This is a genomic window from Mitsuokella sp. AF21-1AC (genome assembly GCF_003458855.1).
Lineage (GTDB): Bacteria > Bacillota > Negativicutes > Selenomonadales > Selenomonadaceae > Mitsuokella.
Map to the genome: position 1 here is coordinate 1 of NZ_QRVW01000008.1, position 26,789 is coordinate 26,789.

26 protein-coding genes and 2 tRNA genes are annotated in these 26,789 nt (G+C 57.2%); 23 read left to right on the forward strand and 5 right to left on the reverse strand.

Features of this window, described 5'->3' with window-relative positions:
* Window positions 1-128 precede the first annotated feature (128 nt).
* Complete coding sequence (locus DWX75_RS04185; RefSeq protein ID WP_118015088.1) at window positions 129-461, reverse strand: hypothetical protein; 333 nt, start codon at window positions 459-461, stop codon at window positions 129-131.
* Between the two features lie 168 nt (window positions 462-629).
* On the opposite strand from DWX75_RS04185, the gene DWX75_RS04190 reads away from it, so the two are divergent.
* The 13 genes from DWX75_RS04190 to DWX75_RS04250 all read left to right on the forward strand — a co-directional run bounded on the left by DWX75_RS04190 (window position 630) and on the right by DWX75_RS04250 (window position 14,643).
* Window positions 630-2,546, forward strand: a complete 1,917-nt coding sequence (locus DWX75_RS04190; protein WP_118015089.1) for a sigma 54-interacting transcriptional regulator — start codon at window positions 630-632, stop codon at window positions 2,544-2,546.
* 12 nt (window positions 2,547-2,558) lie between these two features.
* Window positions 2,559-3,209, forward strand: a complete 651-nt coding sequence (gene trmB, locus DWX75_RS04195) for a tRNA (guanosine(46)-N7)-methyltransferase TrmB (RefSeq protein WP_118015090.1) — start codon at window positions 2,559-2,561, stop codon at window positions 3,207-3,209.
* Window positions 3,210-3,231: 22 nt separating this feature from the next.
* Window positions 3,232-4,419: a putative lipid II flippase FtsW gene (gene ftsW / locus DWX75_RS04200; RefSeq protein ID WP_118015091.1), complete on the forward strand. Its 1,188-nt coding sequence runs from the start codon at window positions 3,232-3,234 to the stop codon at window positions 4,417-4,419.
* A gap of 125 nt (window positions 4,420-4,544) precedes the next feature.
* Complete coding sequence (locus tag DWX75_RS04205) at window positions 4,545-5,129, forward strand: 3D domain-containing protein (protein WP_118015092.1); 585 nt, start codon at window positions 4,545-4,547, stop codon at window positions 5,127-5,129.
* 299 nt (window positions 5,130-5,428) lie between these two features.
* Window positions 5,429-6,598 (forward strand): ABC transporter substrate-binding protein, encoded by a 1,170-nt coding sequence (locus DWX75_RS04210; protein ID WP_118015093.1) that lies wholly within the window; start codon window positions 5,429-5,431, stop codon window positions 6,596-6,598.
* A 66-nt stretch (window positions 6,599-6,664) separates the two neighbouring features.
* Window positions 6,665-7,561 carry a branched-chain amino acid ABC transporter permease gene (locus DWX75_RS04215; RefSeq protein WP_118015094.1) on the forward strand — a complete coding sequence of 299 codons (897 nt, stop codon included), beginning with the start codon at window positions 6,665-6,667 and terminating at the stop codon, window positions 7,559-7,561.
* Between the two features lie 12 nt (window positions 7,562-7,573).
* Complete coding sequence (locus tag DWX75_RS04220) at window positions 7,574-8,530, forward strand: branched-chain amino acid ABC transporter permease (protein WP_118015095.1); 957 nt, start codon at window positions 7,574-7,576, stop codon at window positions 8,528-8,530.
* 1 nt (window position 8,531) lies between these two features.
* Window positions 8,532-9,296, forward strand: a complete 765-nt coding sequence (locus DWX75_RS04225; RefSeq protein WP_118015162.1) for an ABC transporter ATP-binding protein — start codon at window positions 8,532-8,534, stop codon at window positions 9,294-9,296.
* Window positions 9,297-9,349: 53 nt separating this feature from the next.
* On the forward strand, window positions 9,350-10,054 hold the full coding sequence (locus DWX75_RS04230) for an ABC transporter ATP-binding protein (RefSeq protein ID WP_118015163.1): 705 nt from the start codon (window positions 9,350-9,352) through the stop codon (window positions 10,052-10,054).
* Between the two features lie 84 nt (window positions 10,055-10,138).
* Window positions 10,139-10,783, forward strand: coding sequence for a CBS domain-containing protein (locus DWX75_RS04235; protein ID WP_118015096.1), 645 nt, complete (start codon window positions 10,139-10,141; stop codon window positions 10,781-10,783).
* 253 nt (window positions 10,784-11,036) lie between these two features.
* A complete protein-coding gene (locus tag DWX75_RS04240; RefSeq protein ID WP_369974331.1) occupies window positions 11,037-11,975 on the forward strand; it encodes a TAXI family TRAP transporter solute-binding subunit in 939 nt (312 codons plus the stop codon).
* A 176-nt stretch (window positions 11,976-12,151) separates the two neighbouring features.
* Window positions 12,152-12,676: a DUF1850 domain-containing protein gene (locus DWX75_RS04245; protein ID WP_118015098.1), complete on the forward strand. Its 525-nt coding sequence runs from the start codon at window positions 12,152-12,154 to the stop codon at window positions 12,674-12,676.
* A 26-nt stretch (window positions 12,677-12,702) separates the two neighbouring features.
* Window positions 12,703-14,643, forward strand: coding sequence for a TRAP transporter permease (locus tag DWX75_RS04250; RefSeq protein WP_118015099.1), 1,941 nt, complete (start codon window positions 12,703-12,705; stop codon window positions 14,641-14,643).
* Window positions 14,644-14,734: 91 nt separating this feature from the next.
* Here the strand turns inward: DWX75_RS04250 and DWX75_RS04255 are convergent, their stop codons facing one another.
* Complete coding sequence (locus DWX75_RS04255; RefSeq protein ID WP_118015100.1) at window positions 14,735-15,184, reverse strand: Fur family transcriptional regulator; 450 nt, start codon at window positions 15,182-15,184, stop codon at window positions 14,735-14,737.
* Window positions 15,185-15,434: 250 nt separating this feature from the next.
* Here DWX75_RS04255 and DWX75_RS04260 point away from each other — a divergent pair.
* Window positions 15,435-15,523: transfer RNA gene (locus tag DWX75_RS04260), tRNA-Ser, on the forward strand.
* Window positions 15,524-15,650: 127 nt separating this feature from the next.
* Here the strand turns inward: DWX75_RS04260 and rpmF are convergent.
* Window positions 15,651-15,830 (reverse strand): 50S ribosomal protein L32, encoded by a 180-nt coding sequence (gene rpmF, locus DWX75_RS04265; RefSeq protein WP_118015101.1) that lies wholly within the window; start codon window positions 15,828-15,830, stop codon window positions 15,651-15,653.
* A 314-nt stretch (window positions 15,831-16,144) separates the two neighbouring features.
* On the opposite strand from rpmF, the gene DWX75_RS04270 reads away from it, so the two are divergent.
* The 9 genes from DWX75_RS04270 (at window position 16,145) to DWX75_RS04310 (ending at window position 24,620) form a co-directional block, all read left to right on the forward strand.
* Window positions 16,145-17,398: a DAK2 domain-containing protein gene (locus DWX75_RS04270; protein WP_118015102.1), complete on the forward strand. Its 1,254-nt coding sequence runs from the start codon at window positions 16,145-16,147 to the stop codon at window positions 17,396-17,398.
* 55 nt (window positions 17,399-17,453) lie between these two features.
* Window positions 17,454-17,530: transfer RNA gene (locus DWX75_RS04275), tRNA-Arg, on the forward strand.
* 154 nt (window positions 17,531-17,684) lie between these two features.
* Window positions 17,685-19,319, forward strand: a complete 1,635-nt coding sequence (hcp, locus tag DWX75_RS04280) for a hydroxylamine reductase (protein WP_118015103.1) — start codon at window positions 17,685-17,687, stop codon at window positions 19,317-19,319.
* 175 nt (window positions 19,320-19,494) lie between these two features.
* Complete coding sequence (locus DWX75_RS04285) at window positions 19,495-20,175, forward strand: Crp/Fnr family transcriptional regulator (RefSeq protein WP_118015104.1); 681 nt, start codon at window positions 19,495-19,497, stop codon at window positions 20,173-20,175.
* Complete coding sequence (locus tag DWX75_RS04290; protein WP_233519466.1) at window positions 20,150-20,809, forward strand: ABC transporter ATP-binding protein; 660 nt, start codon at window positions 20,150-20,152, stop codon at window positions 20,807-20,809. Before DWX75_RS04285 ends, DWX75_RS04290 begins: the two co-directional genes overlap by 26 nt.
* A complete protein-coding gene (locus DWX75_RS04295) occupies window positions 20,781-21,452 on the forward strand; it encodes a heme exporter protein CcmB (protein ID WP_118015106.1) in 672 nt (223 codons plus the stop codon). Before DWX75_RS04290 ends, DWX75_RS04295 begins: the two co-directional genes overlap by 29 nt.
* 25 nt (window positions 21,453-21,477) lie before the next feature.
* Complete coding sequence (locus DWX75_RS04300) at window positions 21,478-22,128, forward strand: cytochrome c biogenesis protein (RefSeq protein WP_118015107.1); 651 nt, start codon at window positions 21,478-21,480, stop codon at window positions 22,126-22,128.
* On the forward strand, window positions 22,118-22,486 hold the full coding sequence (locus DWX75_RS04305; RefSeq protein WP_118015108.1) for a cytochrome c maturation protein CcmE: 369 nt from the start codon (window positions 22,118-22,120) through the stop codon (window positions 22,484-22,486). The genes DWX75_RS04300 and DWX75_RS04305 overlap by 11 nt, the downstream gene beginning before the upstream one ends.
* A 34-nt stretch (window positions 22,487-22,520) precedes the next feature.
* Window positions 22,521-24,620 carry a heme lyase CcmF/NrfE family subunit gene (locus DWX75_RS04310; RefSeq protein ID WP_118015109.1) on the forward strand — a complete coding sequence of 700 codons (2,100 nt, stop codon included), beginning with the start codon at window positions 22,521-22,523 and terminating at the stop codon, window positions 24,618-24,620.
* Between the two features lie 74 nt (window positions 24,621-24,694).
* Here DWX75_RS04310 and DWX75_RS04315 read toward each other — a convergent pair whose 3' ends face one another.
* On the reverse strand, window positions 24,695-25,585 hold the full coding sequence (locus DWX75_RS04315; RefSeq protein ID WP_118015110.1) for a hypothetical protein: 891 nt from the start codon (window positions 25,583-25,585) through the stop codon (window positions 24,695-24,697).
* Complete coding sequence (locus DWX75_RS04320; protein WP_118015111.1) at window positions 25,578-26,459, reverse strand: LysR family transcriptional regulator; 882 nt, start codon at window positions 26,457-26,459, stop codon at window positions 25,578-25,580. The genes DWX75_RS04315 and DWX75_RS04320 overlap by 8 nt, the downstream gene beginning before the upstream one ends.
* Window positions 26,460-26,789: the final 330 nt, after the last annotated feature.

Consider the following 26,789-nt stretch of genomic DNA (forward strand, 5'->3'; position numbering starts at 1 on the left):
TGTGGACAAAATGATTTTACATTTTGTCACAGCCCCTTTTTCTGTTGGGAAAATATGGAATGAAAAAAGCTGTCATCATCCGGAAGATGTGACAGCTTTTTGACATGTTGGGAAGGCGGAGGTATTGTTTACCCGAAGAACTGCTGATACAGAACAACGAAAAAGACTATAACAGCACAACCAAGACAAACCAGACTGGTCCGTTCCACGATGACTTGCATGGTTTCACTGAGCTTGGCGTGACGGCGGATATAAGTCAGAGACAGTGAAATCGTCAGCAAAGCGTACATGGAACGATTCATGACATCAAGTTGCGACCAGCCGGCAATCCCCACAAAAACAGTGAAGATAATTAAAATCAACAGCATGTAATCCTTGCCAACCTTGGGCTCGGGGGTCTTTTTTGACGAATTTTTCTGGGAATACAGCTTTTTTTGCAATTTTTTGTACTGATTTGCCATAACGGTACACCTATCTTTCTTTACATGTAATCACTCCATATTATACATTTTTGTAAACTTTTTTGCAAAAAGAATTGCAGGTGTCAACGATGCTTGTTAAAATAAAAGATACGATATTTCGCAAAGCAGACCGTTTGTGGTTCTAATAAAAGAGTTGGAGGGATTTTTATGATCCGGGAACATCGCAGCAGGAGCAAGCTGGAAGGCTACTATAAGAAATTTGTCGAAGAGGGAGTGCTTGACCCGAACGTGCATCCCTGGGTGGCAGAATCGTGGCTCAAGAGCAGGGAGCTCGGCATTGGCACGAAGACGATGGACGTGACGCGCAAGATGGCAAAGGAGGAGTTTGCCGCCCTGCAGAAGAAGCATCAGGATGCCATTGACTATCTGGGCAAATTGAGCGAGGAAATCCGTGAGTTTTTCCAGGAGTACAATCTGTCGCTGCTGCTCATCGATGCGGAATGCCGCGTGCTCAAGAGCTATTCGCTGCCGTTCTACCAGATGACGCCGGGCGAGATCGAGGGCGTGCGCGTCGGCATCGAGGATGTGGGCACGTCGAGCATCAGCGTGGCCTATGCACATCAGACGGCGTTCTGGATGTTCGGTCCGGAGATGTGGATCAAGGAGTGCCAGCTCGGTGATGCGTGCTCGGCGCCCATCAAGGTCAACGGCGAATTCCACTACATCATCACGCTGGTGTCGATGGAGCAGGTGCCGCTGCCGCAGGATGCCATCATCGCGCTGCTCTATACGATGAAGAACGCACTCGAGCAGCATCTGACGGAGTCCATTCGCATCAAGGCTGAAGAGGCCATCCTCGACGCGACGCCGTTTGCCGTCTACCACGTCATGCCGGGCGGCGAGGTGGCTTACGCCAACGAGCTCGGCCATACGCGCCTCGAGGGCATCGGTGCGAAGAAGGACGGCGACAAGAAGTATACGTCCAATCTCAACGACGTCATCATGAATTATCAGCATACGCCCATCTACAAGGGCTTCAACGGTGTGCCTTCGTACAACAAGGAAGTGACGTGGATCACGCCGAAGAAGACGTATGAGGACATCACGACGGTCGTGCCGCTCGAGCGCGATGCCGACCGCGCGGTCGAATCGGTGGTCGTCGTATCGATGCCGATTGAGGACCTGCGCACGCTCGTGGCCCATGCGGCAGGCTATACGGCCAAATACAGCCTGAGTTCGATGGTGGGCGAGGGCACGACCTTTGCCAGCGTGCGCGCCAAGGCTGCCCGCGTAGCCAAGAACAAGCACCACATCCTCATCCAGGGTGAGGCGGGGACCGGCAAGCAGCGCATGGCACACGGCATCCATCAGGCCAGCCCGCGTGCGGCAGGCCCGCTCATCTCGCTGCGCTGCGGCGATACGACGCCGGAGCTTCTCGAGCAGGAGCTCTTCGGCGTCATGATGAGTCCGGAGGTCAGCCATCAGGGACGCCTTGAGCTCGCTTCGGGCGGCACGCTGTTCCTCGATGAGATCGAGAAGATGCCGAAGAACATCGCCGTCGAGCTGGCCAATGCCCTCAAGACGGGCAGGACGCGCCGCATCGGCGAGAACGTCTACCGCGATATCGATGTGCGCATCATCGCGGCCTGTGACAGCGATCTCAAGCGCTTGACGGAGCGCGGCCTCTTTGCCCCCGAACTCTACGAGATCGTCTCGAAGAGCGTCGTGCGCGTACCGCCTCTCAGGAGCCGCCGCGAGGACATCCCGAAGCTCGCCGAGCACATCGTCGCCGAGCTTGCCGAGCAGCATCAGATGAAGCCCAAACGCATCCTCAAGGAGACGGACGATGTCCTGCGCAATTACGACTGGCCGGGCAACATCAAGCAGCTTCAGAGCGTGCTGGAGTACGCCTTCTTCAATACGACGAAGGATACCATCGCACCCGAGGACATCAGCCTCATGGGTGATGTGAAGCCGGACAACAAGTGGAAAGAGGATAAGGATGTATTCGTCAAGGCCTGGCAGGCAGCGGGCGGCAATGTCAGCCGTCTCGCCAACCTGCTGAATGTCAGCCGCGTGACGCTCTACCGTTATCTGAAGAAATACAATCTCGAGAAGAAATAAGGAGATCAGACTGTGCGTTTAAGAAGAAAGCCATGGGTCGATGAGGCCATCCATGAATTCGATGATTTTGTCGTGAGCCGTGACCAGGAAATCGGCGAGGAGAAGAAGGGCAAGTGGGCGGAGATCTTTGGCCGCCAGGCCCCGCTCCACGTCGAGCTCGGCACGGGCAAGGGCGATTTCATCAGCCAGCTGGCTGAACGTCACCCGGAAAACAATTACATCGGCATTGAGATGCAGCAGGATGTCCTGTATTCTGCTGCGAAGAAGGTCGCGGAAAAGGAACTCAAGAATGTTCGCCTGCTGGTCTTTGACATCAATCACATCGAGGATATCTTTGCACCGGGCGAGGTAGACCGCTTCTACATCAATTTCTGTGATCCCTGGCCGAAGAAGCGCCATGCGAAGCGCCGTCTCACGCATGTCGGCTTCCTCGAGAAATACCGTCAGCTCCTCAAGAAAGGCGGAGAGCTGCACTTCAAGACCGACAATCGCCCGCTCTTTGATTTTTCGCTGGAGCAGTTCGAGGAGGCCGGCCTGCGCGTCCAGGATGTTTCCTTTGACCTGCACGCGGAAGACCGTCCGGACAATATCATGACGGAATACGAACGCAAGTTCAGCGGCTTCGGCGAGAAGATCAATCGCTGCGAAGTCATCTTTGATTGACTTCTCATAAGGAGGCTTTTTGATGCGTATCCGGAAAACCCTCTGGAGCAACGAGGCAGAACCGGTTATTGTGATCATGGCCGTGCTGCTCCTGCTGGGAACCATCAATGTGTTCAGCTCGAGCTTTGTCAAGGCGGCTACGGAATACAGCAATCCGTATTATTTCCTGCTTCGCCATGTCATCTGGCTGCTCATCGGCATCCCCATCTGCTTTGTCTGCAGCCGGATCAATTATCACCGCTGGCGCAAATGGCTGCCCTGGTTCTTGGCGTTTGTCGTTGCTTCTCTGATAGCCGTCTTGTTCCTGGGAAATGTGGTCAATGGTGCACGGCGCTGGCTGTCCGTCGGTGGCTTCAGTTTCCAGCCAGCTGAGTTCGCCAAGCTTCTCGGCATCTTCGTGGCGGCCAACTACCTTTCGGTTCAGGTCAAGGCAGGAAGGACCATCAAGGTCTGGAGCGGCCCGTACATCCTGATGGCCGTCGTGGCAGGACTCGTCGAGCTTGAGCCGGACATGGGCACGGCCTGCATCGTCTTTGGTGTGCCGTTTCTCATGGCCTTTACTGTCGGCATTCCGTGGAAATATCTCAAATTCCTGCTGCTCGGCGCTCTCGTCGTGATCCCCACCCTGATTGCCTCGCAGCCCTATCGCCTGGAGCGTGTGCGCGTAACGTATGACCCCTGGAGCGATGCGCAGGGCGTAGGCTATCAGGCGGTCCAGTCCATGTCGACTATCGGCTCGGGCGGTTTCTGGGGAATGGGGCTCGGCACGGGCGTCAGCAAGTATGAATACCTGCCGGAGGCCCACACGGACTTCGCCTTTGCCATCTTCGCCCAGGAGCATGGCTACATCGGCGTCTTCATGGTCATCCTGATGTTCTTCCTGCTGACCATCTGCTGCTATTACATCGCAAGCCGTGCCCAGGATCTCTATGGGCAGATCCTGACCATTGGCATCATGCTGCTCGTCGTCGGCCAGGCTGTCGGCAATCTCTTCATGGTCAGCGGCGCCTTCCCGGTCGTCGGTGTCCCGCTGCCGTTCATCAGTTACGGCGGTTCATCCCTGATCGTCACGATGGCGTCGATGGGCATCCTGCTGAACGTCTGCTACCATGGGCGCAAGAGTCAGTCCCCACAGTCTTCTGAGTCCATACAGGAGGAAAGCCCTCAAGAGCCGCCTTCCCAGCCGACGGGGCTCCATCTCGTAAAATAGGCCTTTTTGACGGACGCTTGTCTGTTATGGTAAAATGATGGAGTAGATATGTCATAGATAGATGTGCTTTTGAGTGGATATTCAGAGAGAGGTGTTTTCACTTGCATAATCGATGGTTTTTTTCCATGGTTCTTCTGGTGACCCTTACCCTGCTCTCCTTTACGACAGAAGCATTCGCTTCTTCGATTCTCGTCAAACAGGGCTCGCGTGGTCAGGCTGTGCGCCGGGTGCAGACGCTGCTCATCGAGCAGGGCTGGCTCGATGACAGTGCTGACGGCATTTGCGGCGCCAGGACAGTGGCCGCCATCAAGGCGTTCCAGAAGGCCAATGGGCTGGATACGGATGGCATCTGCGGCAACGGCACGTATTGGGTGCTTTCGGGCGGCGAGGAATACGACGGTCCCGAAGAGGGCCTGGCGAGCCGCGGCGGCAGCCGCGTGATCTATGTGAACGCGACGGCCTACAGTGCCGAAGACCCTGGCAATTCGAGCTATACAGCCTCGGGGACACGCGTTCGCTACGGGGTCATCGCAGTGGATCCCAGTGTGATCCCGCTCGGGACACATGTCTATATCCCCGGTTACGGGGAGGCTGTAGCTGAAGATATCGGCTGGGCCATCCAGGGAAACCGCATCGATGTGGCATTCGACACACATGAAGAAGCATTGAGCTTTGGTAGACAAGATCTGGAAGTATATATAAGGGATTGATTCCCTTACGGAATGGAGCACGGCGTTTGGCCGTGCTCTTTTGCATGTGCGAGACTGTACGAGTATACAGTTAAATTGTAAACTTATGCTTTAATTCGCGTACTTTTCATATATTTTTTCCGTTTCAACGATACAAGTTCGCATGGAATACGAGGAAAGTCCGTTTTAGAAAAACAAAATAGGCGTATCGGTGCAATTTTTTAATACAAGCTATTGACTATTGTAAAGGTGTAAACTATAATGAATGCATCGCATGGAAATGCAATAGAGATTTGGGAAAGCAAAAGGGAGGAATCCGTATGAATTTCAGCAAGAAAAGCTTGAAACTCGCCAGCGTGTTCATCGGCACGATGCTGATGGGCGGCGTGCTGGCAGGCTGCGGCAGCCAATCGGATAGCAATGAGATCAAAGTCGGTGCGAACTTCGAGATGACCGGCAACGTCGCCAACTACGGCAGTGCGACACTCGACGGCTTGAAGCTCGCCATCGACGAGATCAACGATGCCGGCGGTGTGGACGGCAAGAAGATCACGCTCGTCACGGCCGACAACAAGTCAGAGGCTTCTGAGGCCGTCAATGCGGCAACGAAGCTGATCTCGGACGATAAGGTTTCGGTTCTCGTAGGCCCGGCTGTCACGGCTAACGTCATTGCCGAGTCTCAGGTGGCGACGGATAACAAGGTCCCCATCATCGCGCCGGATGCCACGAGCCCGGATGTCACGGTAGAGAATGGTCAGGTTAAGCCGTTCGTGTTCCGCAGCTGCTTCATCGACCCGCAGCAGGGCACGGTCATGGCGAAGTTTGCCATCGAGAACCTCAAGGCCAAGACGGCTGTCATCTACGTCGACAACAGCACGGATTACTCCAAGAGCCTCGGCAAGGTCTTCAAGGAGAAGTTTGAGGCTGCCGGCGGCAAAGTCGTCATGGAAGAAGCCTTCCTCGCCAAGGACCAGGATTTCAAGGCCACGCTGACGAAGATCAAGACGGCGAATGCCGATGTCATCTTCGTTCCGGCTTATTATGAAGAGGTCGGCAAGATCGTCAAACAGGCCCGCGAGCTCGGTATCACGAGCCCGATCCTCGGCACGGATGGCTGGGATGATTCGAAAGTAACGGATATTGCCGGTGCCGATGCCCTGAACAACACGTATTTCAGCACTCATTACTCCGATAAGGATGAATCCGTAAAACCGTTCGTGGAAGCATTCCAGAAGAAGTACGGTCATATGCCGAATGTATTCGCTGCTCTCGGCTATGATGCCGGCAAGATGCTTGCCGATGCCATCAAGCGTGCAGGCAGCGCAGATCCGGAGAAGATCCAGAAGGCTCTCGAGGAGACGAAGGACCTCAAGGTCGGTACGGGTACCATCACGATGGACAAGAACCACAACCCGATCAAGCAGGCCGTCATCCTGGAGAACAAGAATGGCGATCGCGTAATGGTTGCCAAGATCATGCCGGAAGAGTAAGGAACAGCGAATAGAAGGGGGCCGCAGGAATGCGGCCTCTTGCCATCTGTATGGAAGGAGCTCTCTATGGAAGTCTTGCATCAAGTCTTGCAGCAGCTCATCAACGGCATATCGCTCGGGAGCATCTACGCCCTCATTGCGTTAGGCTATACGATGATTTACGGTATTATCAAGCTCATCAACTTCGCCCATGGCGATATCTACATGGTGGGCGCTTACATCGGTTTCTTTGCCATCACACAGGCACATCTCTCAATCGTGCCGTCACTGCTCATCTCGCTCGTCGTTACGGGCGCGCTCGGCATGCTGGTCGAGCGGCTGGCCTATAAGCCGCTGCGCCATGCACCGCGCATCTCCGTGCTCATCACGGCCATCGGCGTCTCGTTCTTCCTGGAGTACACGACGATGTATTTCGTTTCGCCGACGCCGCGCACGTTCCCCGCGATGTTCGGCGATGTCGCCGTGACGATCGATTCCCTCGGCGGCATCGTCATCAACGGTCAGCAGATGCTGATCCTCGGCATCACGGCCGTTCTCATGGTCATCCTGACGTACATCGTCCAGCGGACGAAGACGGGCAAAGCCATGCGCGCAGCCTCCTTCGATACGGAGACGGCCGAGCTCATGGGCATCAATTCGGACCGCATCATCTCGATTACGTTCGGCATTGGTTCGGCGCTCGCAGCTGTCGCCGGTGTCCTCGTCGGCATCTACTACAATTCCATCGATCCGCTCATGGGCATCATGCCGGGCCTCAAGGCCTTTGTCGCGGCTGTCCTCGGCGGCATCGGCATCCTGCCGGGCGCCGTGGTCGGCGGTTTGATTCTCGGCGTCGTCGAAGCGTTCGTCTCGGGCTTCATCTCCTCGACGTTCCGCGATGCCGCGGCTTTCGCCATCCTGATCCTCGTGCTCCTGGTCCGCCCGACGGGCATCTTCGGCAAGAACACGAAAGAAAAAGTGTAAGGAGGGGAGCATATGAAGTACTTACGTAAAAATGATCTGATCATGCTCGCCCTTTCCCTGGTTCTGTTTGCCGTGCTGCAGGGAATGATCACGGAACGCATCCTGAGTTCCTTCTGGCAGCTCAACCTGCTCATCATCGGCATCAACATCATCCTGGCCGCGAGCCTCAACCTCATCAATGGCTATACGGGCCAGTTCTCACTCGGCCACGCCGGCTTCATGGCCGTCGGTGCCTACGTCGGCGTCGTGCTCACGACGAATTTCCATGTGCCGTTCGGCCTCGCGCTGATTGCCGGCGGCATTGCAGCCGGCTTCCTGGGCTTCCTCGTCGGCATTCCGACCCTGCGCCTGCGCGGCGATTATCTGGCCATCGCGACGCTCGGCCTCGGCGAGATCATCCGCATCGTCATCATGAACATCCAGTATGTCGGCGGTGCAGCCGGCTTCAAGGGCATCCCGCACAACACGACGTTTGCCTGGGTATTCTTCATCATGCTGTTCACGCTGTTCTTCATCAAGAACTTCGTCAACTCAAACCATGGCCGCGCCTGCCTGGCCATCCGCGAGAATGAGATCGCGGCAGAATCCATGGGCGTCAATACGACAAAGTACAAGGTCATGGCCTTTACGATCGGCGCGGCGTTTGCCGGTGTGGCGGGCGGACTCTTCGCGCACTGCTTCTATATCATCAGTCCGTCATCATTCACCTTCATGCAGACCTTCAATTACCTCATCATGGTTGTCATGGGCGGTCTCGGCTCAATCACGGGCTCGATTGCCGGTGCTTTCGTCGTCACGTTCATTTCGGCGGCCCTTGCGAGCTGGCCGGAGTTCCGCATGATTATCTACGCCATCGCGCTGATTCTTCTGATGTTCTATCGTCCGCAGGGCCTCTTCGGCTACATGGAAGTCACGAATATGGGCATCTTCCGCCGTATCTTCAAGAAAGGAGGCACGCCGCATGAGTGATATGAATGAAATCCTGCTCGCCGAAAACGTTTCGGAGGTTTTCGGCGGCCTCAAGGCTGTGTCTGACTTCAATCTGCGTCTCAACCGCGGCGAGCTCGTCGGCCTCATCGGGCCGAACGGCGCGGGCAAGACGACTGTGTTCAACATGCTGACCGGCGTTTATCAGCCGACCTCGGGCAACATTTCCTTCGAGGGCAGGAGCATCGTCGGCCTCAAGCCGTACCAGGTCACGCAGCGCGGCATCGCGCGTACCTTCCAGAACATCCGCCTGTTCTCTGAGCTCACGGTCTTGGAGAATGTCAAGATTGCCTTCCATTACCATGTCAAATACGGACTGATTGAATCCGTGCTGCGCATCGGGCGCTACTTCCGCGAGGAGGAGGCCATCGAGGAGGAGAGCTTTAAACTGCTCAAGATTTTCCATCTGGAGGATAAAGCGAATGAAGTGGCGAAGAACCTCCCGTACGGTGCACAGCGCCGCCTCGAGATCGCCCGCGCACTCGCGGCCAAGCCGAAGCTCCTGCTGCTTGACGAGCCGGCTGCCGGCATGAACCCGCAGGAGACGAAGGAACTCATGGATATGATCCGCTGGATCCGCCATGAATTCGGCCTGACCATCCTGCTCATCGAGCATGATATGAGTCTCGTCATGGGCATCTGCGAGCGCATCTATGTGCTGGAGTACGGCGAGGTCATCGCGCAGGGGACGCCGGACGAGATCAAGCAGAATCCGGAGGTCATCCGGGCTTATCTGGGCGGCGAATGACGCCGTCCATCAGGTGAAAAGTACGGAAAGCAGGTATGTATATGGCAGAACCTATGCTGAAAATAGATAACATCGATGTATACTACGGTGCCATCCATGCACTCAAGGGCATCAGCCTCGAGGTCAATCAGGGCGAGATCGTGACGCTCATCGGTGCCAACGGCGCCGGCAAGTCGACGACACTGCGCACAATCTCGGGCCTCCTGAAGCCGAAGAACGGCTCCATCACGTTCATGGGGAAGAATATCGCCGGCGTGCCGGCTCATCAGATTGTCCGCGAGGGCATCTCGCAGGTGCCGGAAGGACGCCGCGTCTTTGCGGAGATGACCGTCATGGAGAATCTGGATCTCGGTGCCTTTGTACGCAAGGACAAGGCAGGCATCCAAAAGGATCTCAAGACGGTTTTTGAGCTCTTCCCGCGCCTTGCGGAACGCAGGAATCAGTCGGCCGGCACGCTGTCAGGCGGCGAGCAGCAGATGCTCGCGATGGGCCGTGCGCTCATGAGCCGTCCGAAGCTCCTGCTGCTCGATGAGCCCTCCATGGGGCTCGCGCCGCTGCTCATCAAGGAAATCTTCCACATCATCGAGGACATCAACAAGAGCGGCACGACCGTATTGCTCGTTGAGCAGAATGCGAATATGGCGCTTTCGATTGCCAACCGCGCGTATGTGCTCGAGACGGGACGCATTACCCTGTCCGGTGCAGCGCAGGAACTCGCTGCGAGCGAGGATGTCCGCAAGGCTTATCTGGGTGGCTGATCCGCAGTCATGGCAGGATTTTCCCGTGCTGGCAGCGAAGTATTTCGGCAAAGCACAGGCAAAGGATGTAAGGGGGATGAAGTGATGTTTGTAGCAAATCGCATGGCGAAGAACCCGGTGACGGTAACGCCGGATACGACAGTGGACGAAGCGGCTTCCGCGATGCGGAAGGGGCATTTCCGCCGCCTGCCGGTCGTGGAGAATGGCAAGCTCGTGGGCTTCCTTTCCGACAAGGACCTCATGCGCGTGATGCCGTCGCCGGCCACGACGCTCTCGCGCTATGAGGAGCGGTCGCTCCTCGCAAAGCTCAAGATCTCGGATGTCATGCAGACACCGGTCATTTCGGTCGATGAGGACGCCACCATCGAGGAAGCGGCGCTCATCATGTACAAGCATAAAATCGGCGGTCTGCCGGTTGTCTCTAAAGTCGGCACGGTTGTGGGCGTCATCACGGAGACGGATATCTTCAAGACGTTTGTTGATGTCATGGGCCTGCAGGAGGGCAAGACGCGCCTGACGCTGCTCGTCGACAACAAGATCGGCGTCGTTCACGATATTGCCGGCATCTTCACAGAGTGCGGCCTTTCTATCGACAGCCTCGTGACCTGCCGTCAGCCGTACGGCAAGTATGAAATCGTCGTCCGCGGCGATATTCCCGATGTCGATGACGTGAAGAAGAAGATTGAGGCCAAGGGCTACGAGGTCATCCATACGGCCAAGATCGGCTGATGACATTCATGAGCCGCACAGGAAAAGCTGTGCAGCCATCGGTTTTCAGGCAAAGGAGCCTTTTCCCGCAGAAGGGATAAGGCTCCTTTTGTGTTTTGTATACAGATAAACATTACATAATTACATGTATTCTTTTTCAATGGCTTGATTACTGTATATAATCTATGTTATACTCTTATACGTAATATATTTGTTAATACATGTTTGTATGAGAGTGGGGGCGTTTTCGATGAAGTTACATGCATTCACCAAAATGTTGGCTGTGGGTATCATAGCAGTCCTCAGTGTTGCCATGCTTGCAGGCTGTGGCAGCGAAAGTTCACAGAAGAAATTCCTCAATATCGCCACGGGCGGTACGGCTGGTACGTACTATCCGATTGGCGGTGCGATGGCGGAAATCCTCAACAAGGATATTGAAGGCATGAACGCCAGTGCGCAGAGTACCGGCGCCACGGTGGCGAACATCAACATGCTCAAGGATGGTTCTGTCGACCTGGCCATTGTCCAGAATGATATCACGTATTATGCCGTTCACGGCACGGAGATGTTCAAGGACAAGAAGGTCGACAATATCCGCGGCATCGCGACGCTGTACCCGGAAACCTGCCAGTTTGTCACGCTTGATAAGGCCGGTATCAAGAGCATCGCGGACCTCAAGGGCAAGCGCGTAGCTGTCGGTGCGGCAGGCTCCGGTGCAGAGGCCAATGCCCGCCAGATCCTCGAGGCATATGGCATCACCTATGACGATATCGATGTCCAGTACCTGTCCTTTGCGGAAGGCGCCAGCGCCCTCAAGGATGGCAACGTCGATGCCGCATTCCTGACGGCTGGCTATCCGACTTCCTCCGTACAGGATATTGCTTCGCAGAACAAGATTCGCCTGCTGCCTGTGGATGCGGACAAGGCTGATGCTTTGATTGCCAAGTATCCGTTCTACACGAAGACGACGGTACCGGCTGGCACGTATGCCGGCTTTGATGAGGATGTCCCGACCATCTCGGTCATGGCTATGCTCGTTGCATCCGATAAGGTGGACGATAAGCTGGGTTATGAAATTGCCAAGGCGCTCTTCACGAACCTTGACCGCCTCCAGGCAGCACATTCCGTCGGCAAGCTCATCACGAAAGAGGGCGCCATGAAGGGCATGTCCCTCGATATGAATGCCGGCGCAGAGAAGTTCTTCAAGGAATGAGGAATGAACGTCATCTGACCGGTGACAAGAGCGGCTCCTTTGCCGCTGCCAACACAGATTTTGTTTCATGATGGGATAGAGACTTCCTTCCATGGCTCCGGCAGCAGTTCTTCTGAGCGGAGCGGCGGCCCGGCACTCGTTGCGGGGAAGCTTCTCGCGCAGGTGCGCATGGGGCGATGGCGGGAAGTCTCTTTCTGGTTGAAGATGGTGATTTTTTGCTGCGCAATGCTCGCATTCCGATTGTACTCTGCCTGCTGGGTATCTGCTTCGGGCTGCTCGACGTGCTGCTGACGCCCTGCTTTGTCGTCTCGGCAGCCGGCGAGCGGGTGGCTCTCGTGGAGGCACGCCCGGAGCTGCCGTTTTCCATTCACTTCATCCATTCGGTGCAGAAGACGCCGGTGCTGGAAAATCTGGAAGTGAACGAGAAACGCGATGGCTTTGACCTGCTTTCGACGAAATACCAGTCGTTTGGCGTCGGCCTGCCCTTCCTTGCGGAAGAAGGGGCGTTCCGGCAGGAAGGGGATTATTATGTATTCGATCACATGCATCGTCATTTCCCGTCACTCCAGCTGCGTACCGGAGTCGGGACGAAACTCACCCTGACGGTCGCGGGCAGGGAATACCGGCTGTATGAACGGTATGCACCCGGCACGCGCATCGATCTTTACATCGCGCCGCTTTACCGTGCTCTGTGCGGCTGACGCATTCAGGAAGGGATGGTATCCATATGACAGATAAACCCGATAAAAACAAACCAGCATCCACACCCGAGGACATCCTTAAGAAATACGACAAGGAATCCGATACCATGATGTATACGGGCCTCATGGCCAAGATTGTTTCGGCCATTGCTATCGTGTTTTCGGTGTTCCAGCTCTATACGGCCACGTTCGGCGTGCTCGATGCACAGCTCCAGCGTGCTGTCCACCTGGGTTTCGGCCTCACGCTTGTCTATCTCTTGTATCCGACGCGCAAATCCTGGTCGCGTCATAAGCTGCATCCGTTTGATTTGCTGCTGGCCATTTTAGGCGCGGCAACGCCGGCGTATATCGTCATTGAGTACCGCCAGCTTGTCCTGCGCTCGGGCATGGTTTCCAGCACCGACCTCGTCGTCGGCACGCTCGGCATCCTGCTCGTCATCGAGGCGGCGCGCCGCATCGTCGGCCTGCCGATGGTCTGCGTGGTTCTGGCTTTCATCGCCTATGCATTTGCCGGCCCTTACATGCCGGGGGTGCTTGCGCATCGCGGCCTGACGCTGGAGCAGCTCGTCGGTCATCTCTACTTCACGACAGAAGGCGTCTTCGGCATCCCGCTCGGCGTTTCCTCGACCTTCATCTTTCTCTTCATCCTGTTCGGCGCCTATCTGGAATCGACGGGCCTCGGCAAATTCTTCATCGACCTCGCGAATGCCGTGGCTGGCTGGGCTAGCGGCGGCCCGGCCAAGGTTGCCGTTCTGTCCTCCGGACTCATGGGTACCGTCTCGGGCAGCTCGGTTGCCAATGTCGTGGGAACAGGCTCTCTGACCATTCCGATGATGAAGAAACTCGGTTACCACAAGAACTTTGCCGGCGCTGTCGAGGCAGCCGCTTCGACCGGCGGCCAGCTGATGCCGCCGGTCATGGGCGCTGCGGCCTTCCTGATGGCGGAGTTCATCGGCGTGCCGTACATCGATATCGTCAAGGCCGCCATCGTACCGGCTTTCCTCTATTTTGCCGGCGTATGGCTCGGCGTTCACTTTGAAGCCAAGCGCAGCAACCTCAAGGGCATCCCGCGCAAGGATCTGCCGAAATTCGGCGTCATCTTGCGCGAACGCGGCCATCTGGCTCTGCCGCTCATTGTCATCGTCTACCTCCTGGTCGCCGGCTATACGCCGATGCGCGCCGCTCTCGTGGCCATCGTGCTCTCCATTGTCTGCTCGGCCCTGCGCAAATCGACACGCATGAAGCCCATTGAGATCGTCAAGGGCCTCGACAAGGGCGCGCGTAATGTCCTGTCTGTACTCGTCGCGTGTGCGGCGGCCGGTATCGTCATCGGCGTCGTCACGAAGACGGGCGTGGGCCTCAAGCTCGCTTCCGGCCTGCTTGATCTCTCGGGCGGCCTGCTGTTGCCGACGATGTTCTTTACGATGATCACGGCCATTGTCCTCGGCATGGGCGTGCCGACGACGGCCAACTACGTCATCACGTCGACGATTGCTGCGCCGGCGCTCGTGCAGATGGGCGTGCCGGTACTCTGTGCACATATGTTCGTCTTCTACTTCGGCATCATCGCCGATGTCACGCCGCCAGTGGCTCTCGCAGCCTTCGCCGGTGCCGGCATTGCGGGCGGCGATCCGCTGAAGACCGGCATCAACGCCTCGAAGCTGGCCATAGCAGCCTTTATTATCCCGTACATGTTTGTCCTGTCGCCGGTCCTCCTGATGGTGGATGCGACGGCGTTCAACCTCATCATGACGACACTGACCGCGCTCATCGGCATGATCGCCGTATCGTCGGCGCTCATCGGCTATCTGGCGGACGACTGCAGCCTGCTTGAACGCCTTGTGCTCGTCGCGGGCGGTCTGATGATGATCAAGCCGGGCTACATAACGGATGCTGCGGGTTTCGTCCTGTTCCTCATCATCCTCTTCCTGCAGCTCAGACGCCGCAAGGCGGCAGCTGATGCCTGACATGCTCATTTTCGGGCATTGACATCATAAAAGAAAGGCGTTTCCATTTTCTTGGAAGCGCCTTTCTTTTATCGAGGGATGCATCATTTGTTCAATGCATGGCATGCATATGCTGCTGCTGTTTTTCCTGGCATTCCGGGCAAACGCCGAAGAAATAGATCTGATGGTCGGTAAGTGCATAACCGGTTTCACGCGTGACTTCCTGGTATACGCCTTCCGTCTTGAGGGCAGGGACATCATCGACGCGGCCGCATTTCGTGCAGCGGACATGCGGGTGATGGCTCGTATCCGCATCGTAGCGGAATGCATCCTCGCCAACGTTGAGCTCCTGGGCAAGTCCCAGATCGCAGAGAATGGAAAGGGCCTTGTAGACCGTGGCCAAACTCATCGTGGGGTAGAGGGGCTGCAGCTCCTTGTAGATGGTGTCAGCGTTTGGATGTACCTTGGTATGGGAAAGCATATTGTAGACAGCCAGACGCTGCGGCGTCACCTTGAAGCCGGCTGCGCGCAGACGGCCTGCCAGTTCCATCGGGCTTAGCATGGTATTCACCTTCTCTTTCTAAACCTTTCTTAAAAATTTAATGGTAATGGATAATTTATATCGTTTAATTTATTCTACCCAGAAATTATGTTCATGTCAACTAGTATTTATTATTTTAGGAGAAAATGACTTTCTTCTTTGTACGCTGTTTTGAACAGGATGTGATGGTGCGTGGACGGAACAAATCAAAATAAATGGCTTTACAAGTCGAAAAAGGTATGTTATAATACTTCATGTTCTCAATGAACACGGAGAGGTGTCCGAGTGGTCGAAGGTGCTTGACTCGAAATCAAGTGTGGTTAATAGCCACCGTGGGTTCGAATCCCACCCTCTCTGCCATTTGACGATGAAGCTCTGCAGTGCGCTGCAGGGCTTTTTTGTATGTGCGGGGCGGTCATCTGAGGAAAGAAAAAGAAGCCGCAGCATCGAGTGAAAACCTCGTCGCTGCAGCTCCTTCTTCGTGCTCTTATTCTGCTGCCTTGATGACTTCTTTGCCATCGTAATAGCCGCATTCCGGGCATACGTGATGCGGCATTTTCGGCTCATGGCACTGCGGGCAAGCCGTGAAGCCCGGAGCCGTCAATTTCCAGTTTGCACGGCGCTGATCGCGACGGGCCTTGGAAGTTTTGCGCTTTGGTACTGCCATTTGATGTTCACCTCCGAGTCAGAAAATCCTTCAGTGAAATCCATGCAATAGGTTGATGCTGATGGATTACGTTCACGTGAATCATGTGATTTTGACACATATATCTATGATAGCCGTTTTTGCCTTGACATGCAAGGAAAATTTTATTTTTTTGACCGGGATTCCCTGTTCTTGGCGGCGGGAAGAAAAAATAGGATTTTCTGACAGAAATATAACAGAAATAAAGGTAATTTCCCTTTCATCGCGAATTATATTATAGAACGGAATCCTGCCTTTGGTTACAGGGGCAGTAGAAAGAAATGAGTGTGGTAGATATGACAAGAAATAGTGAAGTGATCACGGGCAGCGATTTCAAGCGCATGGTATCGGGCGCCTACAGTGAATTCTTGCTGGAATATGAACAGATCAACGGGCTCAAAGGAGCGGGGCATCTGCCCGGGACGCATATCCTGCGGACAATGGGCGCTGCTGTCATGCCGCTGGCGGAGACGAAGGACGACAGCATCGGCGGCCTCTCGCGCCGTGTGGCGACGGCGGCCATCTTCGGAGCCCGCGGCAGCGCGGGTATCGTCCTCGCGCAGATGTTCCGCGGTCTGTCCAAGGGTCTGTCGGGCAAGTACAATGCGACTTCGTCGGAGTTCGGCAAGGCCTTCCAGTACGGCATCCTCTATGCGCAGCGCGTCGTGCCGGAGAAGCCGGAGCGCCCGATCATCACGGTTGCCAAGGCCGTGGCCAAGGGGGCTTACCATGCCGTGCGCGCCAACCTGCCCATCACGGAGATCCTGCAGGCGGCCATTGAAGCCGGCGAGGCATCGCTTGAGCGTGTGGACCATGAAGATGCCGGCGCTCGCATCATGTTCAATTTCCTGTCAGGCTGCCTCAAGGGACTCGACGGCAACTTCGTCTCGCCGGCCGTCAGCCTGTCCCTGGGGCTTGAGGCCGGACAGCCGGGCCTGCAGGACCCGCGCGAGGACCTCGTGCGCCCGTATTGCGTGCGCTTTACGGTGCTCAATACGCGTGTCGATATCCCCGCTCTCGAGCGCCATCTGCGCGAGCATTCGAGCTTTGCGCTCGTGGAGCGTCATGAGAAAGGCGTGGAAGTTCATCTGCATACGGATCATGTCGGCAAGGTCATTGAGCAGGCCGTCGGCTGGGGGCCGCTCAAGAACCTCCATGTGACGAACATGAGCGAGAGCCATGTGCTCGGCGCGCACGGCGCACTCATGAAAGTTGCGCTGCTGGCCGTCGCGGAGAACAAGGTGCAGGCACGGGAACTTCAGGAGGCCGGCGTGCACGTCATCGTCAACGGCAGTGAAGATTCCTGCCCGTCGGTCGGGGAGCTCGTCAATGCCGCGCACAGCGACCTGGCTTCTGCCTACGTGATGATCTCGTGGAGCCGGGACTTCCGCCTGGCCTTCCAGCAGGCCAAGCGCCTGCTCGGCGAGCGCGTCGAGCTCGTCCTCTGCGAGAACAAGATGCAGCAGGCCCGGGCCATCAAGGCCTTTGACCCGCATGAGGATGCGACTGCCAATGCGCGGGCGATGCAGCAGGCCAGTGAGGAAGCGTGAAATCGGAAGGCCGCTTGCACATATCGGTCAGATTTGCTAAAATAGATATATTGTTGCGGTTGTAGCTCAGTTGGATAGAGCGTCCGCCTCCTAAGCGGCAGGTCGTGAGTTCGACTCTCACCAATCGCACCATGCTGAAAAAGCAGAGTCCCCGTCTTCATCTCGAAGAAGATGGGGGCTCTTTTTGCTCGGCGTAACAATTGTTACAGAATGATGCCGCTGCTCCTGCTATGATAGAGACATCAGGTTGATTCGTATTTTGTATGATATATAAGGAGAGTTCAAGATGGAAAACAAGATGTTTTGCTTTCAGTGCCAGGAAACGGCTGGTTGCAAGGGCTGCACGCAGGTAGGCGTCTGCGGCAAGAAGCCGGAAGTTGCTTTGATGCAGGATCTGCTCATCTACGTGACGAAGGGTCTGTCGGCTGTTACGACGCGCCTGCGCGCTGAGGGCAAGCCGGTTTCGCGTGATGTCAACCACCGCGTGACGGAGAATCTCTTCATCACGATCACGAATGCCAACTTTGACCGCGAGGCCATCGTGGCTGCTGTTGAAACGACGATGCGCTGCAGGGATGAGCTCCTGGCAGAGCTCACGGACCGCGAAGGCCTGCCGGCTGCTGCACTCTGGCAGGACAGCCGTGAGAACTTCGACAGCAAAGCCCGCACGGTCGGCGTCCTCTCGACAGAGAATGAGGATATCCGCAGCCTGCGCGAGCTCATTACGTACGGCCTCAAGGGCTTGGCAGCTTACGTCAAGCATGCCAATGCCCTGCAGCAGGAGAACGAGGAGATCGATGCCTTCTTGCAGTCGGCTCTTGCGCGCCTGCTCGACGATACGCAGACGGCTGAGCAGCTGACGGCCCTGACGCTCGAGACGGGCAAGTTCGGTGTCGACGGCATGGCTCTGCTCGATACGGCCAACACGACGGCTTACGGCAATCCGGAAGTCACGACGGTGGATCTCGGCGTGCGTCAGAACCCGGGCATCCTGATCTCGGGCCACGATCTGCGCGACCTCGAGATGCTGCTTGAGCAGACGGAGGGGACGGGCGTCGATGTTTACACGCACGGCGAGATGCTGCCGGCTCATTACTATCCGAAGTTCAAGCATTACAAGCACTTCGCAGGCAACTACGGCAACGCCTGGTGGAAGCAGAAGGAAGAGTTCGAGGCCTTTAACGGCCCGGTCCTCCTGACGACGAACTGCCTCGTGCCGCCGAAGGATTCCTATAAAGCACGCGTATTCACGACGGGTGCCGTCGGTTTCCCGGGCTGCCCGCACATCGAGGCCAAGGCAGACGGCACGAAGGACTTCAGCCCCATCATTGAGATGGCCAAGAAGTGCCAGGCTCCGAAGGAACTTGAAAAGGGCCAGATCGTCGGCGGTTTCGCTCATGAGCAGGTCTTCGCTGTGGCCGATAAGGTCGTCGAGGCTGTCAAGAGCGGTGCCATCAAGAAGTTTGTCGTCATGGCCGGCTGTGACGGCCGCATGAAGAGCCGCGAGTACTATGCGGAGTTCGCCAAGGCTCTGCCGAAGGATACGGTCATCTTAACGGCTGGCTGCGCGAAGTACAAGTACATCAAGATGAATCTCGGCGATATCGGCGGCATCCCGCGCGTTCTCGATGCCGGTCAGTGCAACGACTCCTACAGCCTGGCACTCATTGCCCTCAAGCTCAAGGAAGTCTTCGGCCTTGACGATGTCAACAAGCTGCCGATCGTCTACAACATTGCCTGGTATGAGCAGAAGGCCGTCATCGTCCTGCTGGCCCTGCTGCATCTCGGCGTCAAGAATATCCATCTCGGACCGACGCTGCCGGCATTCCTCTCTCCGAATGTCGCCAAGGTTCTCGTCGAGAACTTCGGTATCGGCGGCATCACGACCGTTGAAAACGATATCAAGACGATGATCGGCTGATCGTCGCTCTTGCCCGAAACTGCTGTACGCATATGACGTGCAGCAGTTTTTTTATTATACTTTGTTTAGAAGTGGTATTGTATACACGGTATGGTTGCAGAAGCAACACCTATTTGTCGGTTTGGATGATATAATACAGACAAATGCAACGATTTGAATAATTGGAGGGAAGGACATGAGAAGTTATGATCTTGGCTTGCAGGAGCTTCCGTTCTTTCAGGGATTGAAGCCGGATGAGGTGGAGCATTTCATCGAGGCGGTCGGTGCGGTGGTGAAGCGATATGAGCGGGGAGCGAGGATCCTGCAGGCGTATGAGAAGAACGAACGGATTGGCATCCTCGCGGAGGGGGAAGCCCTGGTCGTTGCGGAAGACCGTTTCGGCAATGAGAGCGTGGGGCACCGGCTGGAGCGCGGCGCGCTGTTTGGCTGTTCTTCTGCCATCCTGCCGGATTTTGCGAGTCCGACGGCCATCGATGCGGTATCCGATGTCCTCGTGCTCTGGGTACCCTATCCGGCGCTGCTGACGGCCGGGCCTCGCCTGGGAAGGATTCACGGCATCGTCATGCGGAATCTCCTTGTGGCTTTCAGCCGCAAGAACATCCTGATGGTGCAGCGGCTGGAGCTGCTCTCGCAGAAGACCCTGCGGGAACGGCTGATCCTCTACCTGCTGCAGCGCAGCAAGCGCCAGCACAGCAGGCGCGTGAAAGTGCCGGGGCGCGTACAGCTCGCGAAGGAGCTGGAATGCAACCGCAGTGCGCTGACGCGCGAGATCGGCCTCATGAAGGCACAGGGTGTTCTGGAATGCCAGGATGACTGGATGGAATTCCACGATGAGCAGATGGAAGAAAGACGGTGAGGTCATGGTGCACATAACCTTTGATGATGTCACGCAGCGCTTTCGCGGGCGGACGATCTTCGAGCATGTCAGCCGGGATCTGCCAGGCGGACAGGTCACGGCGGTGACCGGTGCCAACGGCAGCGGCAAGTCCACGATGCTGAAGCTGGCTGCTCATCTGCTGCAGCCGTCATCCGGCGCAGTGTGCGTGACAGAGGACGGGAAGGAGCTGCGCCGTGCGGAGCTTCGCGCCCGCCTGGCCATGGTGACGCCGGAACTGCGCTTCTACGCACGGCTGACCGCTTGGGAGAATGCCCGCTTTCTGCTGGGGCTCCGGGGGATCCGGCTGACGCGCGAACGCTTCCGGGAGCTCCTCGAGCGCGTGGAGCTTCCGGAACGCGCCGTCCGCGCTTCTGCCGCGGGGGAATTCTCGACGGGCATGCAGCAGCGCCTGAAGCTGGCCGTCCTGCTCGCCTCGGATGTGCCTGTATGGCTGCTCGATGAGCCCGGCGCCAATCTTGACGAAGCGGGGCGCAGCCTGGTGCGGCGGGAGATGCGGCAGGCTGCCGCTGCGGGGCGGCTCGTCTTTCTGGCGACGAATGATGGTCGGGAGGAGGGGATGGCCGATGAACGGATCCATCTTTCAGGGCGTTGAGCTGGTATTCCGGAAGGAGCTCACGCTCGGGCTGCGCTTCAAGGCTGCCTGGGCGGCCATGTTCCTGTTTGCGCTGACGACGCTCTCATGCATCAGCCTGGCCATGCAGGGCAGCGTACTGGAGCCGCGTCTGCTCGCGGCACTCTTCTGGGTTGTCCTGTTTTTCTCATCTCTGGCGGGGGCAGACCGGGTCTTCGGCGACGAGGACATGGCCGGGACCCTGCTGGTCCTGAAGGTTTACGGGCCATCGCAGGCCATCCTGCTCGGCAAGATGCTCTATACCGCGTTTATCCTGCTGATCCTGGCCGTCTTCATCACGCCGCTGTTCCTGATTTTCATGAATGGCAGTGCCGCCTTGCCGGGCCTGCTTCTGGGAACGCTGGCAGCCGGAATCTGGGGCATCGCGGCGGCGGGCACTCTGATCGCTTCGCTGCTCGTGGGAGCAAGCGTGCACAGCGGCCTGTTTTCCATTCTGATGCTGCCGGTTATCCTGCCGGTGTTCATTCCCGCCATTGCTTTGACGGCAGCGGCCTTCGGGGATGGCACCGCTTCCCTGTCGTACCTCGTCAGCATGATCCTCTACGACCTCATCCTGACGGTCGGCGCATCGCTCTTGTTTGATTATCTCTGGTACGAAGACTAGGGGACTGGAAAGGAAGGGAAGTATCTTGAGAAATGAATATGCCTTGCTGGCCGTCATCCTGGCGCTGACGGCGGTTCTGCTCTATGCCGTATTCTTCGTGGTGCCGCCGGCCGAGGGCCTCGGGAATCTCGTGCGCATCGCCTTTTTCCACATTCCCGTCGCCTGGGTGTCCGTGCTCGCCTTCCTGGTCAGTGCCTTTTACGCCGGCCGTTACCTGAGGCGGCCGGAGCTACGGTCCGATGCGGTCAGTGCACAGTCCGCCCGCCTGGGCTTTGCCTTTGTCCTGCTTGCCACGCTGAGCGGTGCCGTTTTTTCCAAGCTGACCTGGGGTGCGTACTGGAACTGGGATCCGCGTCAGACGACGATCTTTGTGCTGCTGCTCATCTATGCAGCCTACCTCATGCTGCGCGCCGTCATTCTGGAGCCGCGGCGCCGGGCCCGCGTCGCGGCTGTCTACGCGCTGTTCTCATTCCTGACGGTGCCGTTCTTGGTGTTCATCATTCCGCGGTTCTACTTCTCGCTGCATCCGTCGCCCGTTATCAACGGCAGCGGCACGGTCCAGATGGATTCCGTCATGCTGCGGGTGCTGTTGGGATCGCTGCTTGATATGACGCTCATCTATGTGGCTCTGCTTCTGCGCGGAGTCCGGAAAAAGGAGGATTCCCATGAAACGTAAGGTATGGCTGATTATCCTGCTGCTGGCCTTTGTGGGCTATGCGGGCTGGAGCTTTGCCGATTCCGTGACGCCGTATGTCGGCATCTCGGAGGCCAAGGCGGCGACGAGCAGTGTGCAGGTCAAGGGACTGCTGGCAGCCGAAGCGCCGGCGCCTCATATGGAAGATGGCAGCTTCGTCTTTACGCTGCAGGATGAGGAGACGGGTGAGACGCTGCCCGTGCGCTACCATGGCACCAAACCGGATCAGTTTGACGAGGCCCATCATATCGTCGCCATCGGCAAAGCCAAAGACGGCGTTTTTGAGGCGGATAAGCTGCTCATCAAGTGTCCGTCCAAATATGAACAGCAGAAACAGTGATTATCGTTTGATTCGTTGAAACAAGGAGAAGCCTATGCTTGGAACCATTGCTCTGGCGGCGACGTTGTTTTTTGCGCTGTGCGCCGCCCTCGTCTATGGCGTGCGCCTCGAAGGGAGCGAGCGCTACGGCCGCATTCTTGCCGGTCTTTCTTTTCTGACAGCCCTGATGGCCAGTGCCTATCTCATGGCCCTGATCCTCGGCAACCGCTTCGATGTGGCCTATGTGGCGAGCTATTCGTCGACAGATCTGCCGCTCATGTACAAGATTTCAGCTTTCTGGGCCGGCCAGCAGGGGTCGTTTTTGCTCTGGCTGTTCATCCACGCGGCCGCCGCGCTGCTGCTCGTGACGAAACACCGCATGGAGCAACGGGGCCTCATGGTCTATATGCTGCTCGAGGCCCTGCTGACCATCCTCGTGCTGGCCAAGAGTCCGTTCGTGCCGGCAGAAGTGGTCATGCAGGACGGCGTGGGCCTCAATCCGCTGTTGCAGGATCCCTGGATGGCCGTTCATCCGCCCATCATCTTCCTGGGATATGCTCTGTTTGCCGTGCCCTTCTCTTACTGCATGGGTTCCCTGCTGGACGGCGCGTTCACCGGCCCCTGGCTCGAGCGTGCGCGCAAATGGGCGCTCGTCTCCTGGGCTTTCCTCGGTGCCGGCATTTTCATCGGCGGCTACTGGGCTTATAAGGTTCTCGGCTGGGGCGGTTACTGGGGCTGGGACCCCGTTGAGAATTCCTCGCTTGTGCCCTGGCTGCTCGCTGGCGTCTTCCTCCATATCCTGCACGTCGCGCGCCGGCGGCAGGCGGCACTTTCCGTCATGCATCTTGCCGTCATCTTTGCTTTTTCGCTTGTCATCTATGGCACGTTCCTGACGCGCAGCGGCATCCTTGGCGATTTTTCCGTGCATTCCTTCAGCGGCACGAGCATCGGCATGACGCTGGCCGTCGTCAATGCCCTCGTGCTCGTCGGCGCCCTGATCCTCCTGGCGGTAAAGGCCGGACGCCTGCCACAGGGCAGCATGTATCCGGCGCATGACAGCCGGGAGTTCCTGATGCTGCTCGGTTCCCTGATCCTCGTCTTCTTGGCGGCCATCATCTTCCTTGGCATGTCCATGCCGCTCTTCACACAGCTCATCGGACAGCCGGCTGCCGTTGACAGTACCTTCTATGTCCGGACGACGATGCCGCTGGCCATCGCCATGTGCATTGTCATGACGCTCTCCTGTCTGTGCGGCTGGCAGCAGCAGACAGGGGAAAGACCGCGCCTGCTGCTGGCTGTCCTGGCCGTTATCGGCCTCGTCTGCCCGCTGCTCGTCGGCGTTAGGGAAGTGATGCCCATCCTGCTCTCAGCCGTCGCGGTCATTGCCTTCGGCACGGCTTTTTACAGCGCGCATCGCGGACTGCTCGGCTCGGGCGGCATGATCGCACACGCAGGCGTCAGCCTGGCTCTCTTCGCGATGGTCCTCGCAGGCAGCGGCAGCCAGTCGCTGACGAAGGAACTGGCTCCCGGCGACTCCGTGATGCTCGCGGGCTATACGGTGACGTACGAGGGGCAGGTCTTTGCCGAAGACGGCACGGCCAAGCACTACCGCTACCTGGTTGACGGCGAGGAAGCCCTGGCTCTGACGAAACTCCACAAGAATGGTGAGGATGCCGCGCGCGAGCCGGCCATCGCGCACACGCTGACGGGCGATATCTACATCGCGCCGACGCCGCCGCGCACGACGGGCCGGGAAGAACTCCTGCTCAAGAAAGGGCGCATGGCCATGGACGACCGCTTTGCCTACCGCTATGAGAATGTGACGATGGAAAATCAGCCGGGCGGCAAGATGCTCGTGACGGCGGAGATTTCCATCACGGACGGGGAGAAGGTCGAGCATGCGAAGCCGCAGATCCTCGCGACACTGGATGGCGGTACCTCTGAACCCATTCCCATCTTTGGCGGCGAGAAGAGGCTGCGCCTGACGGGTATTTCCGGCAATGATGACCAGGCGCGCATCGAGATCCTGCCCTCGGCCGCGGAAGAGGCCAGCCAGCCCATTACGGCATCGGTCAGCTCGAAGCCGTATATCTATCTGCTCTGGCTCGGCGCTCTGGCTGTGACAGCCGGCTGTTTCCTGGCCGTGCGGCGCTGAAAAAAGAACAGGAGCTGCTGCTTTGGTGAACCGTTCACCAAAGCGGCAGCTCCTGTTTTGTCTATTCTATATTGTCAGTCTGGCTGCGGTACGCTCAGACGGCGCAGCCGGTCCGTCAGATACGAGAGCGTGGCAAACTGCTCCTCGATGTTCTGGCAGATCTCGTCCGCTGCTGCAGCGCTGCAGTCACAGGCAGGAATCGCTTCCTCGGGGGAAGCCGCGGTGGTGCCGATTTGCTGCTTGATGGCTTCGAGGGAGGCCATCTGCAGAAGACGAATGGCCCTTGTTGTCTGTCGGGCGAGCGTCAGCAGGCCTTCCTGCTGCTGGCTGTTCGAAAGGGGCGTGGCAGATGAAAGCTGCCGGTACTCTTTTTTCAGGTGTTCCTGGAAGTATTCGGCCAGTCCGGTCAGCAGATGGCTGGCCGAGGCGACCGAGGCGGTGCGATGGCCGGGGATGATCGTGAGGTCTTCGCGCAGATGCTCGCGGAAAGGGGAGGCGAGCAGCAGGTCTTTGCCTACGAACGGTTCCACGCCGATGAGCCAGCGGGCTTTTTCCAGTTCTTCCATGAGTGCATCCTTCGGCATTTCCTCGAAGGCCAGCGGCCGGAAATCGAGCTTGTCGATGCCGAGCTCCCGGCATTCCCGGATGAGCAGCTGTGTATAAGGATAGAGGTTATTGAAGACATAGACTGTTTCGCCGGCCGGGATCCTCGCGATATCGAGGAAAAAGCGCGTCGTCGGATGAAGATCGAAGACGCAGAGCTGTTTTTCGGGCAACACGCAGCGCAAGAAGGGCTCCTGCGTGATGGCACAGATGTAGAAGGTGTCCGGGGACGGCGCCTTGATTTCACTGGTCAGCTTGATTTGAAGCGGCAGAGAGCCGCCGAGCAGGGCGCGCGTGATGCCCGCAATCTCGCGGGCGACGAGTTTGCTGCTGCCCACAGCGAGCAGACGGGGATTATGCATGAGGAGAGCCTCCTTTTTTGATCAGGTCGAGAAATGCTTCGGCGGCATGGGAGAGATGATGGCCGGTTTTCCAGAAGACGGAGCTTGTCAGGGAAAGCGGCGGCTCCAGGGGGATGGTGGCCAGCTCGCCGTCATCTTCCACGAGGCTTTCCGGCAGGATCGAGATGCCGCAGCCCGCCGCGACGAGGCCCTTGATTGTCTGCACGCTTTGCGCCTCGAAGAGGATGCGGGGCAGGCTCTCTGCCTGCTCGAAGGCCTCGATGATATTCTGGCGATACAGGCAGTTTTTGGGAAGCAGGATGAGTTCTTCACCGGCAAGGTCCGTGAGTGCGAGCGTGTTGCGCCGGTGCAACGGATGACGGCGGCTGCAGCAGATTACGAGCTCCTCGGTGGCGAGTTCCAGGCTGGAAAGCGCCGAATTGCCAGCAGGCGCTGCGAAAATGGCGAGATCGATCTTGTCTTCCAGCAGAGCCTGCTGCAGACCGGTAGTATCTTCTTCCCGCAGGGCAATCTGGATATCGGGGAAGGCCAGGTGATAGGCCTGCAGCTGGTGGACAATCGAGCGCATGCCGCCGAGCGGCGTGAGCCCGAGCGTCAGCACGCCGCTTGTCAGATTCTTGAGCGCATGGATCTCTTCGACGGTGGTGGTGATGCCATGCATGATCTTTTCCACATGACTGGCAAAGATGCGTCCCTCCGCCGTCAGTGTGGCAAGCTTCTGGCTGCGGTCAAAGAGCTGGATGCCCAGCTCTTCCTCGAGGCTGCGGATGGCATTGGTGACGGCAGGCTGCGAGACGTACAGCCGTTCCGCCGCGCGCGTGAAGCTGCCTGCCTCGCGCACCATGAGGAAGTATTCGAGTTGTCGTATCTCCAAAGATATGCCTCCTTTTCTGCTGGAACTTCTTTTGTTTCTTTAAAGGAAACTTCTGCATCAGCGGGCCGGTGCCCTGCTGATGGCTCATAAGAAATTCAGGTTTTATCATAACGAGAACTTATATGATAAATTTTAATGATTTACAAACAAAATAACAATATTCAATATTTATCAAAATACCGGTCTGCATGAAGGATTTTTGCTTTAAGCAGGCTTTTCTGTGCCTTTGGCGTTATATTTTGATAAGATGAGCCTATTTCCCTTGAACATGGCTTTGATGATACGATAAAAACAGATTGAAGCGGACCCCATGAGGGGGCCGATAAAGAG